Annotated in this window: 19 protein-coding genes; 13 read left to right on the forward strand and 6 right to left on the reverse strand. The window is 42.5% G+C overall.

Annotated elements, in window-relative coordinates; all coding sequences use genetic code 11:
• Positions 1-53: 53 nt before the first annotated feature.
• The gene (locus FGK98_RS02720; RefSeq protein ID WP_131200132.1) at positions 54-962 is read right to left on the reverse strand and encodes a LysR family transcriptional regulator; all 909 of its coding nucleotides are present in this window, start codon (positions 960-962) and stop codon (positions 54-56) included.
• Between the two features lie 102 nt (positions 963-1,064).
• On the opposite strand from FGK98_RS02720, the gene FGK98_RS02725 reads away from it, so the two are divergent.
• The 3 genes from FGK98_RS02725 to FGK98_RS02735 all read left to right on the forward strand — a co-directional run bounded on the left by FGK98_RS02725 (position 1,065) and on the right by FGK98_RS02735 (position 1,995).
• Positions 1,065-1,298 carry a YqgQ family protein gene (locus tag FGK98_RS02725; RefSeq protein WP_002874361.1) on the forward strand — a complete coding sequence of 78 codons (234 nt, stop codon included), beginning with the start codon at positions 1,065-1,067 and terminating at the stop codon, positions 1,296-1,298.
• Positions 1,295-1,675 carry a rhodanese-like domain-containing protein gene (locus tag FGK98_RS02730; protein WP_138099920.1) on the forward strand — a complete coding sequence of 127 codons (381 nt, stop codon included), beginning with the start codon at positions 1,295-1,297 and terminating at the stop codon, positions 1,673-1,675. Before FGK98_RS02725 ends, FGK98_RS02730 begins: the two co-directional genes overlap by 4 nt.
• 86 nt (positions 1,676-1,761) lie before the next feature.
• Positions 1,762-1,995 (forward strand): DUF4190 domain-containing protein, encoded by a 234-nt coding sequence (locus FGK98_RS02735; RefSeq protein WP_138099921.1) that lies wholly within the window; start codon positions 1,762-1,764, stop codon positions 1,993-1,995.
• Between the two features lie 41 nt (positions 1,996-2,036).
• Here FGK98_RS02735 and FGK98_RS02740 read toward each other — a convergent pair whose 3' ends face one another.
• Positions 2,037-2,762 carry a pseudouridine synthase gene (locus tag FGK98_RS02740; protein ID WP_138099922.1) on the reverse strand — a complete coding sequence of 242 codons (726 nt, stop codon included), beginning with the start codon at positions 2,760-2,762 and terminating at the stop codon, positions 2,037-2,039.
• 160 nt (positions 2,763-2,922) lie between these two features.
• Here FGK98_RS02740 and typA point away from each other — a divergent pair, with 160 nt between their 5' ends.
• From typA to pyrE, 7 genes are all read left to right on the forward strand, one after another.
• A complete protein-coding gene (gene typA, locus FGK98_RS02745) occupies positions 2,923-4,764 on the forward strand; it encodes a translational GTPase TypA (protein WP_138099923.1) in 1,842 nt (613 codons plus the stop codon).
• 19 nt (positions 4,765-4,783) lie between these two features.
• The gene (locus FGK98_RS02750) at positions 4,784-5,038 is read left to right on the forward strand and encodes a DUF3165 family protein (RefSeq protein ID WP_138099924.1); all 255 of its coding nucleotides are present in this window, start codon (positions 4,784-4,786) and stop codon (positions 5,036-5,038) included.
• 117 nt (positions 5,039-5,155) lie between these two features.
• A complete protein-coding gene (murD, locus tag FGK98_RS02755; protein ID WP_138099925.1) occupies positions 5,156-6,508 on the forward strand; it encodes a UDP-N-acetylmuramoyl-L-alanine--D-glutamate ligase in 1,353 nt (450 codons plus the stop codon).
• A 1-nt stretch (position 6,509) separates the two neighbouring features.
• Complete coding sequence (locus FGK98_RS02760) at positions 6,510-7,568, forward strand: UDP-N-acetylglucosamine--N-acetylmuramyl-(pentapeptide) pyrophosphoryl-undecaprenol N-acetylglucosamine transferase (RefSeq protein WP_138099926.1); 1,059 nt, start codon at positions 6,510-6,512, stop codon at positions 7,566-7,568.
• Positions 7,569-7,577: 9 nt separating this feature from the next.
• A complete protein-coding gene (locus FGK98_RS02765; RefSeq protein WP_138099927.1) occupies positions 7,578-8,696 on the forward strand; it encodes a cell division protein FtsQ/DivIB in 1,119 nt (372 codons plus the stop codon).
• Between the two features lie 189 nt (positions 8,697-8,885).
• A complete protein-coding gene (pyrF, locus tag FGK98_RS02770; RefSeq protein WP_038804435.1) occupies positions 8,886-9,587 on the forward strand; it encodes an orotidine-5'-phosphate decarboxylase in 702 nt (233 codons plus the stop codon).
• Positions 9,588-9,629: 42 nt separating this feature from the next.
• Positions 9,630-10,262, forward strand: a complete 633-nt coding sequence (pyrE, locus tag FGK98_RS02775) for an orotate phosphoribosyltransferase (RefSeq protein ID WP_138099928.1) — start codon at positions 9,630-9,632, stop codon at positions 10,260-10,262.
• Between the two features lie 59 nt (positions 10,263-10,321).
• Here pyrE and FGK98_RS02780 read toward each other — a convergent pair whose 3' ends face one another.
• From FGK98_RS02780 to FGK98_RS02795, 4 genes are read right to left on the reverse strand one after another with little or no spacing between them, the layout of a single operon-like run.
• A complete protein-coding gene (locus FGK98_RS02780) occupies positions 10,322-11,188 on the reverse strand; it encodes a cysteine ABC transporter substrate-binding protein (RefSeq protein WP_138099929.1) in 867 nt (288 codons plus the stop codon).
• Positions 11,189-11,199: 11 nt separating this feature from the next.
• Positions 11,200-11,958, reverse strand: coding sequence for an amino acid ABC transporter ATP-binding protein (locus tag FGK98_RS02785; RefSeq protein ID WP_138099930.1), 759 nt, complete (start codon positions 11,956-11,958; stop codon positions 11,200-11,202).
• Entirely contained in the window at positions 11,959-12,636 is a 678-nt protein-coding gene (locus FGK98_RS02790; protein WP_138099931.1) for an amino acid ABC transporter permease, read from the reverse strand.
• Positions 12,596-13,276, reverse strand: coding sequence for an amino acid ABC transporter permease (locus tag FGK98_RS02795; protein ID WP_138099932.1), 681 nt, complete (start codon positions 13,274-13,276; stop codon positions 12,596-12,598). Before FGK98_RS02795 ends, FGK98_RS02790 begins: the two co-directional genes overlap by 41 nt.
• A 215-nt stretch (positions 13,277-13,491) precedes the next feature.
• Here FGK98_RS02795 and lctO point away from each other — a divergent pair, with 215 nt between their 5' ends.
• From lctO to FGK98_RS02810, 3 genes are all read left to right on the forward strand, one after another.
• Positions 13,492-14,628, forward strand: a complete 1,137-nt coding sequence (lctO, locus tag FGK98_RS02800; protein WP_138099933.1) for an L-lactate oxidase — start codon at positions 13,492-13,494, stop codon at positions 14,626-14,628.
• A 162-nt stretch (positions 14,629-14,790) separates the two neighbouring features.
• Entirely contained in the window at positions 14,791-15,186 is a 396-nt protein-coding gene (locus FGK98_RS02805; RefSeq protein WP_138099934.1) for a CopY/TcrY family copper transport repressor, read from the forward strand.
• A gap of 10 nt (positions 15,187-15,196) precedes the next feature.
• A complete protein-coding gene (locus FGK98_RS02810; protein ID WP_138099935.1) occupies positions 15,197-15,568 on the forward strand; it encodes a cupredoxin domain-containing protein in 372 nt (123 codons plus the stop codon).
• The last annotated feature ends 5 nt before the right edge of the window (positions 15,569-15,573 follow it).

Genomic DNA, 15,573 nt, shown 5'->3' on the forward strand with positions numbered 1-15,573 from the left:
ATTCTCCAATCATTATTTTCTAAGAAATATTATAAAATATGTCTGATGGTTTATCAACTATCAAACTGAACTTCTTCTAGTAGATACTCGATAAAGCGTTCGCCCATCTTAGACAGGCTGGTTTTTTCATGCTGGATATAGACTAGTTCAATCGGGTCGTCAATGTCCAGTGGAATGGAAACGATATTGTCTCCGTTAAGGTTGCTGTTCAAAATCCCTGTTGCAATCGTGTAACCATCCAAACCAATCAAGAGATTAAAGAGGGTGGCACGGTCGCTGACTACGATAGATTTTTTGTGGTATTCCTGCGAGAGAATCTCTTCCGAGAAGTAGAAGGAGTTGTGAGTCCCTTGGTCATAGCTGAGGTAAGGGAAGTTCTCCAAGTCTTCTAGTTTAACCTTATCTTTCTTTGCTAGAGGGTTGGTCTTGCTGACAAAGATATGGGGCTGGGCTGTAAAGAGATGGTGGGCCAAGAGGTGGTTGTCATCCAGCATTTTCGTTAAAACATCACGGTTATAACTATTCAAAAAGAGGACACCGACTTCACTACGGAAGTTCTTGACATCGTCGATAATCTCCCAAGTCCGAGTTTCACGAAGGAAAAGTTCGTATTTTTCCATATCACTTTTCTTGAGCAGAGAGACAAAGGCATTGACTACAAAAGCATAGTGTTGAGAGGAAACGCTAAAGAGTTCGCGGTGGGCGACAGGGTTTTTATAGCGCTCCTCCAGAAGCTGGGTTTGCTCGACAACTTGACGGGCATAGGAGAGAAATTCCATCCCATCACGGGTCAAGGTAATGCCCTTGGGATTACGAATAAAAATTTCAATACCCATTTCATTTTCCAAGTCTCGAACGGCATTGGAGAGACTGGGTTGGGTGATAAAGAGTTGCTTGGCTGCTTCATTCATAGAGCCAGTTTCGACGATTTTGATAATATAGTGTAGTTGTTGAATTCTCATGTTTTTATTGTACCATACTTGCGGAAGAATGGGCAATGAAGACGAAGAAAATAGGGGGAAAGAGCCGGTCCAGTATTGAAAAAAAGTCTAAAATCTGTTAGAATGAAAGCTATGAAAACATTCTATGATGTGCAGCAATTTCTCAAACAGTTTGGCATTATTGTCTATGTGGGGAAGCGCTTGTATGATATTGAACTGATGAAGCTCGAACTCTCTCGGATCTATGATGCAGGTCTGATGGACAAGCTAGACTATCTAGAGGCAGAAGCTGTTCTTCGTAGAGAGCACAAGATAGAATTAGACTACATAGAGAAAAATGGAGATAAGAACTTATGACAATTTGGATTTTGTGGGGAATCGTACTAGCGATGGCAGCATGGATGGGGTATAACTACCTTCGTATTCGTCGTGCGGCTAAGATTGTGGACAATGCAGAATTTGAAGCCTTGATTCGAAAAGGGCAGTTGATTGATGTCCGTGATGCAGCAGAATTTCACAGAAAACATATCCTCGGAGCTCGCAATATTCCTTCAAATCAGTTGAAGTCAAGCCTTGCAGCCCTTCGCAAGGATAAACCTGTCCTTCTCTACGAAAACCAACGTGGACAACGAGTGACCAATGCAGCCCTCTATCTGAAAAAGCAAGGTTTCTCTGATATTTATATACTTTCTTATGGATTGGATTCTTGGATTGGTAAGGTCAAGACGAGCTAATATTTTATTAAAAACTGTCGAATGATAGATAAAGCTAGCATTTTATGGTATCATCATTTATATTAAATTTAAGGAGATTTTGTAATATGAATTCACAACAAAAGAAAAAACCTTCACTTATTTTAGGTATCCTATCTATCGTGCTTGGTTTGTTATCTCCAATTGTAGGTCTGATTTTGGGGATCATAGGATTGGTCTTGGCTATTTCATATCAAAAAGAGTCACAAATAGCCTATAAAACAGAAAAAATTCTGAATATCATTGGAATTGTAGTTTCTGTACTTAACTGGATTCTAGCCATTGCAATCTTTTTTAGATAAGAAAAAAACAAAAAAGCTTTAAATTTAAAGCTTTTTTTGTTTTATCGACTCATCTCTAAATAGTTTTTAATAATTTGTAACTCTTTCTGGTTCAAGGAACGGTATTGACCTTCTGTTAGTTCTGTGTCTAATGTAAAATCACCGAACTGAACTCGTTTGAGGGAGGTCACTTTAACACCAACTGAGAGAAACATTTTTTTAACCTGATGAAACTTCCCTTCTGAAATGGTGATGGAGGCATGACTCTCTGCAGGACTTGCGGATAGAATTTCTAGTTTGGCAGGTTTGCAGATGGTTCCATCTAAAAAGACAATCCCATCTTTAAATTGCTGGATATGGTTTGGTGTGAGCGGTCCATTAACCTTAACTTGGTAAGTTTTATCAACATGATATTGAGGATGGAGGAGTTGAAAGCCAAGAGGTCCATTGTCTGTCAAAAGGAGCAGTCCTGTCGTATCGCGGTCTAATCTGCCGATAGCATAGATCTGGTCAGACTGGATGTCAGGTGAAAGGAGGTCCATGACGGTTGGTAGGTTCTTATCCTTGCTAGCTGTAACGACTCCGTTTGGCTTATGAAGCATGAGGTAGTTGTGCTCGTAGCCTTGGATTTGCCTTCCTTGAAAGACTAATTTTTGCAATCCAGTGTCGACATTTTGAGCGAGGGAGCGAGCTGGACAATCGTCCACTAGGATTTCTTTTTTTAACAGAGCCTGTTTCATAGCCTTGCGACTGATCTTTTCTTGGGCTAATAATCTATCTAAACGCATACCAGCCTATCTTATCATAAGTCTCTGACTTTGAAAAGGGATGACATGGTGAGAAAAGTAAAGTGAAAACATTTACACTTGCTTGAGTTATGTCATTTGACTGAAAATGTGGTATAATTGCTCAGTTAGAAAATAAATTTTAAATATTACAGAGGAAATCATGACAAAATTAAGAGAAGATATCCGTAACGTAGCCATTATTGCCCACGTTGACCACGGGAAAACAACCCTCGTTGATGAATTGTTGAAACAATCTTCAACATTGGACGCTCGTACAGAGTTGGCAGAGCGCGCTATGGACTCAAACGATATCGAAAAAGAGCGTGGAATTACCATCCTTGCGAAAAATACTGCCGTTGCATACAACGGAACTCGTATCAACATCATGGACACACCAGGACACGCGGACTTCGGTGGAGAAGTGGAACGTATCATGAAAATGGTTGACGGTGTTGTCTTGGTCGTAGACTCATATGAAGGGACTATGCCACAAACCCGTTTCGTATTGAAAAAAGCCTTGGAACAAGACCTTGTCCCAATCGTTGTTATCAACAAAATCGACAAACCATCTGCTCGTCCGGCTGAAGTTGTAGATGAAGTTTTGGAACTCTTTATCGAGCTCGGTGCAGACGATGACCAGCTTGATTTCCCTGTTGTTTATGCTTCAGCTATCAACGGAACATCTTCCTTGTCTGATGATCCTGCAGATCAAGAAGCGACAATGGCGCCAATCTTTGATACCATCATTGAACATATCCCAGCTCCAGTAGACAACTCTGATGAGCCACTTCAATTCCAAGTATCACTCTTGGACTACAATGACTTCGTAGGTCGTATCGGTATCGGACGTATCTTCCGTGGTACAGTTAAGGTTGGTGACCAAGTTACCCTTTCTAAACTAGATGGTACAACCAAGAACTTCCGTGTAACAAAACTCTTCGGTTTCTTTGGTTTGGAACGTCGTGAAATTCAAGAAGCCAAAGCTGGTGACTTGATTGCCGTTTCTGGTATGGAAGACATCTTTGTTGGTGAAACCATCACACCAACAGATGCAGTTGAGGCTCTTCCAATCCTACACATCGATGAGCCAACGCTTCAAATGACTTTCTTGGTCAACAACTCACCATTTGCAGGTCGTGAAGGGAAATGGGTGACTTCTCGTAAGGTAGAAGAACGCTTGCAAGCAGAATTGCAAACAGACGTTTCTCTTCGTGTTGAGCCTACAGACTCACCAGATAAATGGACCGTTTCAGGACGTGGAGAATTGCACTTGTCAATTCTTATCGAAACCATGCGTCGTGAAGGCTATGAGCTTCAAGTGTCTCGTCCAGAGGTTATCGTAAAAGAGATTGACGGTGTTAAATGTGAACCATTTGAGCGCGTGCAAATCGATACTCCAGAAGAATACCAAGGATCTGTTATCCAAAGCCTTTCTGAACGTAAGGGTGAAATGTTGGATATGATTTCAACTGGTAATGGTCAAACTCGTTTGGTCTTCCTTGTTCCAGCGCGTGGTTTGATCGGATACTCAACTGAGTTCTTGTCCATGACTCGTGGTTACGGTATCATGAACCATACCTTTGACCAATACTTGCCACTTATTCCAGGTGAAATTGGTGGTCGTCACCGTGGTGCCCTCGTTTCCATTGATGCTGGTAAGGCAACAACTTACTCAATCATGTCGATCGAAGAGCGTGGTACGATCTTTGTTAACCCAGGTACTGAGGTTTACGAAGGAATGATCATCGGTGAAAACTCTCGTGAAAATGACTTGACAGTTAATATCACCAAGGCCAAACAAATGACCAACGTCCGTTCAGCTACTAAGGATCAAACAGCGGTTATCAAGACACCTCGTATCTTGACCCTCGAAGAGTCACTTGAGTTTTTGAACGACGATGAGTATATGGAAGTAACGCCTGAGTCCATCCGTTTGCGTAAGCAAATCCTCAACAAGGCAGAGCGTGAGAAAGCCAACAAAAAGAAAAAATCAGCTGAGTAACAGCTAGAAAGAGATAAAGATGGTCTATTTAATCATAGGGATACTCTTATTACTACTCTATGTATTTGCGACACCCCAAAGTATCAAAGGAACAGTCAACATCGTTATCTTGGTCTTTGTAGCTGTTGCACTTTTGATTTTGCTGATGTTGTCCATCTTGCAAATCTTCCAATTACCGACAGAATTCTTTGTCACAATCGCCATGCTGGCCCTTGCCTACTTTAGCTTGAGAGACATTACACTCATGCCTGTAAAAAAGGGTAAAAGAAGATAAAAGAAATGAGAGCTACGGCTCTCTTTTTCTATGGTAGAATGAGGACTGGAGCATTTTCGTTTAGTATTATTTCCATAAAAATGGTAAAATAGTAGGAGTAGAAATGGAGTTTGAGACATGAAAGTAATCGATCAATTTAAAAATAAGAAAGTCCTTGTTTTAGGTTTGGCTAAGTCTGGTGAGTCTGCAGCCCGTTTGTTAGACAAGTTGGGTGCTATTGTCACTGTTAATGACGGTAAGCCTTTCGAAGAAAATCCAGCTGCGCAAAGTCTGTTAGAAGAGGGGATCAAGGTTGTCACTGGAGGGCATCCTTTGGAGCTCTTGGATGAAGATTTTGCTCTGATGGTGAAAAATCCAGGGATTCCTTATAGCAATCCCATGATTGAGAAGGCTTTGGCCAAGGGAATTCCAGTCTTGACTGAGGTGGAGTTGGCTTACTTGATTTCAGAAGCACCGATTGTTGGTATTACCGGTTCAAATGGAAAAACGACCACAACGACCATGATTGGGGAAGTTTTGACTGCTGCTGGTCAACATGGTCTCTTATCAGGGAATATCGGCTATCCAGCCAGTCAGGTTGCTCAAACTGCGACATACAAGGATACCCTTGTCATGGAGCTATCTTCCTTCCAACTAATGGGAATTCAAGAGTTCCATCCAGAGATTGCGGTCATTACCAATCTCATGCCTAGCCACCTTGATTATCATGGCTCTTTTGAAGAATATGTGGCTGCCAAGTGGAACATCCAGAAGAATATGACAGCAACTGACTTCCTTGTCTTGAATTTTAACCAAGATTTGGCAAAAGACTTGGCTACAAAAACAGAGGCTACGGTTGTACCTTTTTCAACAAAGGAAAAGGTTGATGGAGCTTATCTAGAAAACGGTCTGCTCTACTTCCGTGGCGAAGCAGTCATGGCAGCGGATGAAATCGGTGTTCCAGGTAGTCACAATGTGGAAAATGCCCTTGCGACGATCGCAGCAGCCAAACTCCGTGGCGTGGACAATCAAACCATCAAAGAAACCCTGTCAGCCTTTGGTGGCGTGAAGCACCGTCTCCAGTTTGTAGATGAAATTAGGGGTGTCAAATTTTATAACGACAGTAAATCAACTAATATCTTGGCAACGCAGAAAGCCTTGTCAGGATTTGACAACAGCAAGGTCATCTTGATTGCAGGTGGTTTGGACCGTGGAAATGAATTTGACGAGCTAGTGCCAGATATTACTGGACTCAAGAAAATGGTCATCCTTGGTCAGTCAGCAGAACGGGTCAAACGTGCTGCGAATAAGGCTGGTGTGGCTTATGTGGATGCGACTGATATTGCAGATGCGACTCGCAAGGCCTATGAGCTTGCGGCAGAAGGAGATGTGGTTCTCCTCAGTCCTGCCAATGCTAGCTGGGATATGTATGCTAACTTTGAAGTACGTGGCGACCTCTTTATCGACACAGTCGCGGAGTTAAAGGAATAATATGAAAAAAATAGTTTTTACAGGTGGGGGAACAGTTGGACACGTCACCCTTAACCTTTTGTTAATGCCCAAGTTTATCGAAGATGGTTGGGAAGTTCACTATATCGGTGACAAGCATGGGATCGAACACCAAGAAATCCTCAAGTCGGGTCTAGATGTCACCTTCCATTCCATTGCGACTGGAAAATTGCGTCGTTACTTCTCCTGGCAAAACATGTTGGATATCTTTAAAGTTGCCTGGGGTATCGTCCAATCCCTCTTTATCATGCTAAGAGTTCGTCCGCAGGCTCTCTTTTCTAAAGGAGGATTTGTCTCTGTACCGCCTGTCATCGCAGCGCGTGTGTCAAGAGTACCTGTCTTTATCCACGAATCAGACCTATCCATGGGCTTGGCCAATAAAATCGCCTACAAATTTGCGACCAAAATGTACTCAACCTTTGAGCAGCCTGCTAGTCTTGCAAAAGTCGAGCATGTGGGGGCAGTGACCAAGGTGACAGGCCAAGAGACGCCAGAACCAGACGAATTGGTGGATATCCAAACTCACTTTAATCCCAAATTACCTACGCTCCTTTTCGTCGGTGGTTCTGCAGGTGCTCGTGTTTTTAACCAACTGGTAACAGACCATCAGAAAGAACTGACAGAACGCTACAATATTATTAACCTCACAGGAGATTCTAGCCTTAATGAGTTGAGCCAAAATCTCTTCCGTATCGACTATGTGACGGAACTCTATCAACCTTTGATGGCGATGGCGGATGTGGTAGTTACACGTGGTGGAGCCAATACGATTTTTGAGCTCTTGGCTATGGCTAAACTCCATCTCATTGTTCCTCTTGGACGTGAGGCGAGCCGAGGAGACCAGATTGAAAATGCTGCCTATTTTGTTAAAAAGGGTTATGCAGCAGAACTCCAAGAGACAGAATTGACCTTGGAAAGCTTGGAGGAGAAAGTCAGTCACTTGCTTAGTCACAAGGATCAATACCAAGCTAGTATGAGGGCTTCAACTGAATTGAAATCTCTTGATGATTTTTATGCCCTACTAAGAAAAGACTTATCATAAGGAAAACCAATGTCAAAGGATAAGAAAAAAGAATCAAACCAGAAACAAGAACTGTCTGAATGGCAGAAACGGAACCAAGAATACCTGAAAAAGAAGGCTGAGGAGGAAGCTGCTCTAGCTGCGGAGAAGGAAAAGGAAAAACAAGCTCGGAAGGAGGCCAACTCTAAGCTATTGGGGGAGGTTAAGAAATCCTCTACTGATTCAGATGAGGAAGCCGTAAGCCCAAGCCAGAAACCTTCCGAGAAAGATGAGAAAGCTCAAAAGGAAGACAGCGAAGTAAAAAAAGAGAAAGAGAAGAAGAAAAAAGAAAAGCCAGAAAAACCTGCTAAGCCGAAAATTGCTCCCGTTCATATTTGGAGGGCAGTTAGTATCTTGGTGCCGAGTGTTCTGGTTCTCCTCCTTTCTATCTATCTCTTGACTCCTCTTTCAACGCTCAAGCATATCGAGGTTAAGGGAAATGTCCAGACTCAAGCGGATGACATTAAACAGCTTTCTGGCATTCAGGATAGTGACTATACCTTGTCTTTGTTGTTGAACAAGGACAAGCACGCTGAGAAGATCAAGTCGAATCACTGGATAGAGTCAGCAAAGATTGACTACAAATTTCCAACAAACTTTACGATTGAAGTCAAAGAGTTTGAGATTGTTGGCTACTATGTGACAGGTGAAGACCATTATCCAATCCTGTCTAGTGGAACAATTGACTCAAGCCCTGTCAACCTTTTGAACCTGCCTGAGACCTACCTAACAGTTACCTTTAACGATGAGCAGCAGGTGAAGGATCTGATCGCGGGTCTTTCTAGCATCAGTGAGGACATAAAGAGTCAAATACAGAAAATCGAACTAGCCCCTAGCAAAGTAACTGCAGATCTCCTAAAAATTACCATGCTGGATACAGATGAAATATTGGTTCCCTTGTCAGAGTTGAGTAAAAAATTGCCTTATTACAGCAAAATTAAGCCACAACTAGCAGAACCGAGTTTTATTGATATGGAAGCTGGAATCTATAGTACGAGCCTAGCGGATAAACTTTTGGAAGAAGCAGAGGAAAAAGCTAAACAAGAAGCTAAAGAAGCGGAGAAGAAAAAACAGGAAGAAAAAAAAGCTGAAGAAAAGAAACAAGAATAAGAATCTTCAGTTTTTACTTGACAAGTGTCGTTATAAATAATAGAATAGTAGAAAACTTTTAAAGCAGTCCAGAGAGGCAGCTAAGGTTAGACAGTGAAAGGGTGGAGACTACCCGTTTTTCGTGGAACCTAGCTGCTAGCAGGTTCCTTTTTTGAGCAATGGACTGTTAGCAAAGAATAGGAGAAAAGAATGCGTGAGAGTCGCCCGGTCATTGCTCTGGATTTTCCAAGTTTCGAGGAAGCCAAAGAATTTTTAGCCCTTTTTCCAGCAGAGGAAAAACTCTATGTCAAGGTAGGAATGGAAATCTATTATGCAGTAGGTCCAGAGGTTGTTCGTTATTTGAAATCATTGGGACATAGTGTTTTTTTGGATCTCAAGTTGCATGATATTCCAAATACGGTCAAGTCAACAATGAAAATCTTGTCAAGTCTGGGTGTCGATATGACCAATGTTCAGGCTGCAGGTGGACTTGAAATGATGCAGGCTGCGCGTGAAGGCCTTGGTGATCAAGGGATTCTTATCGCGGTGACCCAATTGACCTCAACATCCGAAGAGCAGATGCAAGACTGTCAAAATATCCAAACTAGTCTGCAGGAATCAGTGATTCACTATGCTAAGAAAACAGCTGAAGCTGGATTGGATGGAGTGGTTTGCTCAGCCCAAGAAGCCCAACTCATCAAGGAGGCGACAAACGAAGATTTTATCTGCTTGACACCAGGGATTCGACCAGCAGGTGCTGAAGCAGGGGATCAAAAACGCGTAGTGACCCCTGGTCAAGCCTATCAAATCGGTAGTGACTACATTGTAATAGGCCGTCCTATCACACAGGCAGCAGACCCTGTAGCAGCCTACCATGCTATCAAGGAAGAATGGACACGCGATTGGGTCTAAAGCGTATTTGATTATAGATTTAAGGATAAGAAGGAGTATACCATGACACTTGCTAGAGACATTGCTAGCCATCTATTGAAAATTCAAGCGGTTTATCTCAAACCAGAAGAGCCTTTCACTTGGGCATCTGGGATCAAGTCACCGATCTATACGGATAACCGTGTAACGCTAGCTTATCCAGAAACCCGTACTTTGATTGAAAATGGTTTTGTAGAAGCTATTAAAGCAGCCTTTCCAGAGGTAGAAGTCATTGCTGGTACAGCGACAGCAGGGATTCCACATGGAGCTATCATCGCGGACAAGATGAATCTACCATTTGCTTATATCCGTAGTAAACCAAAAGACCATGGAGCAGGAAACCAAATCGAAGGCCGTGTGGCTCAAGGTCAAAAGATGGTCGTTGTCGAAGATTTGATTTCAACTGGTGGTTCTGTTCTCGAGGCAGTGACTGCTGCCAAACGCGAAGGAGCCGATGTTCTCGGTGTAGTAGCTATTTTTAGCTATCAACTAGCAAAAGCCGATAAGAATTTTGCGGATGCTGGTGTCAAACTGGTGACTCTCTCAAACTACAGCGAGCTCATCCACCTAGCTCAAGAAGAAGGTTATATCACACCAGAGGGATTGGCTCTCTTAAAACGCTTTAAAGAAGACCAAGAAAATTGGCAAAATGCCTAAAATATTGAAAATCAGGTAGTCACTAGGATTACCTGATTTCTTTTTATTTTCGGAAAGTATTAGTCAACTTTTCCACCTTCAACCACTAAATCATCTGCCTTAGCAGCGTCACCATAGGTTGGGTGAAGTGTTTTTTCATAGGCCTTGTGGAAGAAGTTTTCCTTGCCCAATTTTTCAATGTCTTTATTGATGAAGTCAAGCAATTCTTGGTTTCCTTTTTGAACTGCTGGTGCAATGGTATCTGGATCACCGAGAGAAGTAATTCCTACTTCGTACCCTTTATTTTCGAGAGCCCAAGCTAGGACTTCAGTATTGTCAGTAGAGAAGGCATCTCCACGTCCGTCAAGAAGGGCTTGGTAGGCATCACTATATTGGTCATATTTTTGGAGTTTTACTTCTGGGTGATTTTTCTCAAAATAAGTTTCAGCAGTCGTTCCTTTTGTAACAATCAAGGTTTTGCCTTCTAATTCTTTAACGTCTTTGATGACCTTATCTTTAGGTGAAACAACACCGAGTGAAACTTTCATGTATGGAAGGGCAAAGTCAACTTGTTTCTTACGTTCGTCAGTGACTGTAAAATTGGCAAGGGTGATGTCAACCTTGTTTGAAATTAAGTATTCAGCACGGTTGGCTGCATCGACTGAAACGTATTTAACCTTCACACCAAGGTCTTGTGCTAATTGGTTTCCCAATTCGATATCGTAACCTTGGTAAGAACCGTCGTTGTCTACATAACCAAAAGGTTTCTTGTCTCCAAATACGGCAATTCGAAGTTCACCGCTCTTTTTAATTTCTTCAATAGTTCGAGCTTTGGCAGTGGTTTTACCTGATGAAGCATTAGAGCTTCCACCTGAGCTACAAGCTGTGACAAAGATAAGGGCAAATGCAAGTGCCAAAACAGTTAAGAATGGTTTGAGTAGTTTCATAAGAATCTCCTTTATAAATATGAGCCAAATTGGCTAAAGTCAAATACGTTTAAAAATTCCTGTGCTCGTTTGGTTTGTGGATTGGTGAAGAATTCCTGAGCCGTTCCTTCTTCAGCGATTTTCCCTTGGTCGAGGAAGATAATGCGGTCTGCAATAGCTTGGGCAAACTGCATTTCGTGGGTTACCAGAATCATGGTGCGCCCTTCTTGTGCCAAATCATTGATGAGTTCGAGAACCTCACGCACCATTTCTGGATCCAGCGAAGCCGTTACTTCGTCAAAGAGGATAATTTCTGGATGCATGAGAAGGGCACGGACAATCGCCACTCGTTGTTTCTGTCCACCAGATAATTGGCGAGCAAAACTGTCTTTTTTATCAAGTAGTCCGACGCGTTCGAGTAATTGCAGGGCTTCTTCAGTTACTTCTTTCTTGTCCCGTCCTTGTGCCTTGATAGGACCTAGGATGAGGTTTTGAAGGACATCCAGATGGGGAAAGAGTTCATAACTTTGAAAGACCATGCCAATCTTTTGGCGAACGAGGTGAAAATCTTTTTTATTTGCAACGATAGACTGACCATCCAGAAGAATATCTCCACCTTGAATATTTTCTAAGCCATTGAGGCAACGAAGCAGGGTACTTTTCCCACAACCAGATGGCCCCAGAATAACCACAACTTCCCCTTTTTTGATATCTAGAGAAAGTCCTTGGAGGATGGGATTGTCTCCGAAGGATTTTTTTAGTTCCTTGATTTCTAAGATAATTTCAGACATTTAGCTCCTCCAATGTTTTTCTAAGTGAGTGGATAGTTTGGAAATAGGGAAGCAGACTGCAAAATATAAGACCAGAATGGTTCCATAAATCCAAAAGGAAGCGGTTGGGATAGTCAAGCGATTGCTATCGATGATTTGTTGTCCAACCTTGGTTACTTCAACAACCCCAATCAAAACAACCAAGGAAGTCGTTTTAATCATCCGAGTGACAAGATTGATGGCTTGCGGAAGCAGCCTTCTCAAGACTTGTGGGATGATAATGTGGTAGTAAAGTTGAACATTAGTCAAGCCGAGCGCCTGTCCACTTTCAAACTGATGCTTAGGAAGGGAAGTGATAGCTCCACGTACCAAGTCCCCCATTTCAGCTGTTCCCCAGAGAGTGAAAACAATAATAGCTGAAGTCTCACCTGAGATATTGATGTTAAAGTTTCGAGCCAAGCCAAAGTAAACGATGAAAAGTAGCACCAGTTGGGGCATGATACGGATGAATTCCAGATACAATCGTGTTAAAAATCGTACGATTCTAGAATGGGAGGTCATGACAATTCCCATGACTGTTCCGAACATCATGGATAAGAGGACAGACAGGACGGATATTCCAATCGTAACGCCCAACCCCTGTATGATTCTCAGGAGATTATTTCCCTGAAAGAGTACTTGAATTCCCGAATCCTGCATGGCGGAGCCTCCTTTCTATCCAGCTAAAGACTAGTGAGACGGGGAGAAGCATCATCAGATAAGCAACTACCAACATAGCTAGCGCAATGTCTGTCTCATAGTAGAGCCCAATCAAGTCCTTGGCGACGTACATGAGGTCGGCCAAAGCCACTGCTGAGAAAACAGAGGTTTCCTTGATGAGGAAAATGACATTGGCACTAAAAGACGGTAGAGCAATCGCTGTTGCTTGTGGTAGAACCACATAGCGAAAGACCTGTAGAGGTGTCAGACCGATGGCAAATCCAATCTCCTGCTGGGTTTGACTGACAGCTTCCAGCCCACTTCGGAAAGACTCTGCCATATAGGAGCCTCCTAAAAAGACCAGTCCTAAAGTGGCACAGACTTCTGAAGATAGGACAATCCCAATTCGGGGAAGACCGAAGTAGAGAAAGAAGAGTTGAATCAAAAGGGGCGTATTACGCGACAATTCAATGTAGGCTGTAGCTACTTGCGCCAAAACAGGAATTCGATAATGCCGGATGATACTAACGATTAAACCGAGCAGGAAGGATCCTAAAATTCCCCAAACTGCAATATGCAAGGTTAGAAGGAATGCCTTTTGATATAGTGGTAGATATTGTTCAACAATGGACCAATCCAAAAATAAAACCTCCCATATAGAAATAATACAATTATTGTAGCACTTAAAATCTCCTTTGGATAATATCTATTTTTTATTGCCGTTATAAGGATTTTTTATCATTGCCATAATCTTTCTGAAATTTCCAGACAAATTTTTTGAAAACAGCATAAAAAAGAGTTAAGATGTTTAAGTAAGATAAAAAGTAAACGCTTACTTATCAAGGAGGACATTTTATGTCATACAAAACAAGCAATGCAGAAGGACCTGTAGATTTCATCAATACCTATGATTTGGAGCCAATGGCGCAACAAGTTATTCCTAAAGCAGCATTTGGCTATATCGCTAGTGGGGCGGAAGATACTTTTACTTTACGTGAGAATATTCGCGCCTTTAACCACAAACTCATCGTTCCTCATACTCTTTGTGATGTTGAAAATCCAAGTACAGAGATTGAATTTGCAGGTGAAAAACTGTCTTCACCAATCATTATGGCGCCTGTTGCGGCTCATAAATTGGCAAATGAACAGGGTGAAGTGGCGACTGCTCGTGGTGTGCATGAGTTCGGTTCCCTCTATACAACCAGCTCTTACTCTACTGTAGACCTTCCAGAAATTACGGAAGCCCTTCAAGGGACACCTCATTGGTTCCAATTTTACTTTAGTAAGGATGACGGGATCAACCGCCACATCATGGACCGTGTGAAGGCTGAAGGCTACAAAGCGATTGTCTTGACGGCAGATGCAACTGTAGGGGGCAATCGTGAGGTGGACAAGCGTAATGGTTTTGTCTTCCCAGTTGGCATGCCGATTGTTGAAGAATACCTGCCAGAAGGTGCTGGAAAATCAATGGACTTTGTTTACAAATCAGCTAAACAACGCCTATCTCCACGAGATGTAGAATTTATCGCTGAATACTCAGGACTTCCTGTTTATGTCAAGGGGCCACAATGCCGTGAGGACGTTGAACGTTCGCTTGCTGCAGGAGCTTCTGGTATCTGGGTGACCAACCACGGTGGTCGCCAAATCGACGGTGGACCAGCTGCCTTCGACTCACTTCAAGAAGTAGCAGAAGCAGTTGATAAACGTGTGCCAATCGTCTTTGACTCTGGTGTTCGTCGCGGTCAGCACGTCTTTAAAGCCTTGGCTTCAGGAGCAGACTTGGTAGCTATTGGTCGCCCTGTCATCTATGGTTTGGCTCTCGGTGGTAGTGTCGGTGTGCGTCAAGTCTTTGAACACTTGAATGCGGAATTGAAGACAGTCATGCAATTGTCTGGAACTCAGACTATTGAAGATGTCAAACACTTCAAACTTCGCCACAACCCATACAACCCAAGCTTCCCAGTTGATTCACGTGATTTGAAGTTGTATTGATAAAACAGATTGCCTCCACTGAGTGTGGAGGTTTTTGATGTTTTGGAATGTGTTTAATATTTTTAGTGTTATATAAAAATCAATTTTTATAATTGACAAATGTAGATTTTGAGGGTATACTGATAATTGTAATTGACAAATGTAGATTTTGGAGGTGTGCTGATGCAGATTTCAGATGCAGAATGGCAGGTTATGAAGATTATTTGGATGCAGGGGGAACAGACCAGTACGGATTTGATCAGGGTTTTGGCGGAAAGGTTTGACTGGTCTAAATCAACTATTCAGACTCTTTTGGCTCGATTAGTAGAGAAAGAGTGCCTGACTAGAAAAAAAGAGGGCAAGTCCTTTGTCTATTCAGCCCTTTTAACTCTAGACCAAAGTCGAGACCTGCTTGTCCAAGATATCAAAGACAAGGTTTGCTCCCGTAGGATAAAGCAGTTGGTGGCTGACTTGATTGTCGAATGTGATTTTACTCAGGCTGATTTGGCAGACTTGGAAGCTGTGATTTCTGAGAAAAAAGCCAGCGCAGTTGCTGAAGTAAGATGTAATTGTATGTAAAGGAGATGTCATGTTAAATAGTATTGTAACCATTGTTTGTATTGCCCTTATCGTGTTTATCTGGTTCTGGTTTTTCAAAAAGCCTGAAAAATCTGGACAAAAGGCCCAGCAAAAAAAGGGCTACCAAGAGATTCGGGTGGAAGTCATGGGAGGCTATACTCCTGAGTTGATTATTCTTAAAAAATCAGTGCCAGCCCGCATTGTCTTTGACCGCAAGGATCCATCACCCTGTCTGGATCGGATTGTTTTTCCAGACTTTGGAGTGCATGCGGACCTGCCAATGGGTGAAGAGTATGTAGTGGAAATCACGCCTGAGCAGGCTGGAGAGTTTGGCTTTTCTTGTGGTATGAACATGATGCACGGCAAGATGATTGTAGAGTAGGAGAA

It is taken from the genome of Streptococcus australis, from assembly GCF_901543175.1.
Lineage (GTDB): Bacteria > Bacillota > Bacilli > Lactobacillales > Streptococcaceae > Streptococcus > Streptococcus australis_A.

Excerpts from the sequence above, each read along its gene's own strand:
- murD (WP_138099925.1), top strand. The coding sequence starts at position 5,156 with ATGAAAGTAATCGATCAATTTAAAAATAAGAAAGTCCTTGTTTTAGGT.
- FGK98_RS02720 (WP_131200132.1), bottom strand. The coding sequence starts at position 962 with ATGAGAATTCAACAACTACACTATATTATCAAAATCGTCGAAACTGGC.
- pyrF (WP_038804435.1), top strand. The coding sequence starts at position 8,886 with ATGCGTGAGAGTCGCCCGGTCATTGCTCTGGATTTTCCAAGTTTCGAG.
- FGK98_RS02740 (WP_138099922.1), bottom strand. The coding sequence starts at position 2,762 with ATGCGTTTAGATAGATTATTAGCCCAAGAAAAGATCAGTCGCAAGGCT.
- FGK98_RS02790 (WP_138099931.1), bottom strand. The coding sequence starts at position 12,636 with ATGCAGGATTCGGGAATTCAAGTACTCTTTCAGGGAAATAATCTCCTG.
- FGK98_RS02785 (WP_138099930.1), bottom strand. The coding sequence starts at position 11,958 with ATGTCTGAAATTATCTTAGAAATCAAGGAACTAAAAAAATCCTTCGGA.
- lctO (WP_138099933.1), top strand. The coding sequence starts at position 13,492 with ATGTCATACAAAACAAGCAATGCAGAAGGACCTGTAGATTTCATCAAT.
- typA (WP_138099923.1), top strand. The coding sequence starts at position 2,923 with ATGACAAAATTAAGAGAAGATATCCGTAACGTAGCCATTATTGCCCAC.
- FGK98_RS02805 (WP_138099934.1), top strand. The coding sequence starts at position 14,791 with ATGCAGATTTCAGATGCAGAATGGCAGGTTATGAAGATTATTTGGATG.
- FGK98_RS02730 (WP_138099920.1), top strand. The coding sequence starts at position 1,295 with ATGACAATTTGGATTTTGTGGGGAATCGTACTAGCGATGGCAGCATGG.
- pyrE (WP_138099928.1), top strand. The coding sequence starts at position 9,630 with ATGACACTTGCTAGAGACATTGCTAGCCATCTATTGAAAATTCAAGCG.
- FGK98_RS02735 (WP_138099921.1), top strand. The coding sequence starts at position 1,762 with ATGAATTCACAACAAAAGAAAAAACCTTCACTTATTTTAGGTATCCTA.
- FGK98_RS02780 (WP_138099929.1), bottom strand. The coding sequence starts at position 11,188 with ATGAAACTACTCAAACCATTCTTAACTGTTTTGGCACTTGCATTTGCC.
- FGK98_RS02810 (WP_138099935.1), top strand. The coding sequence starts at position 15,197 with ATGTTAAATAGTATTGTAACCATTGTTTGTATTGCCCTTATCGTGTTT.
- FGK98_RS02760 (WP_138099926.1), top strand. The coding sequence starts at position 6,510 with ATGAAAAAAATAGTTTTTACAGGTGGGGGAACAGTTGGACACGTCACC.
- FGK98_RS02765 (WP_138099927.1), top strand. The coding sequence starts at position 7,578 with ATGTCAAAGGATAAGAAAAAAGAATCAAACCAGAAACAAGAACTGTCT.
- FGK98_RS02725 (WP_002874361.1), top strand. The coding sequence starts at position 1,065 with ATGAAAGCTATGAAAACATTCTATGATGTGCAGCAATTTCTCAAACAG.
- FGK98_RS02750 (WP_138099924.1), top strand. The coding sequence starts at position 4,784 with ATGGTCTATTTAATCATAGGGATACTCTTATTACTACTCTATGTATTT.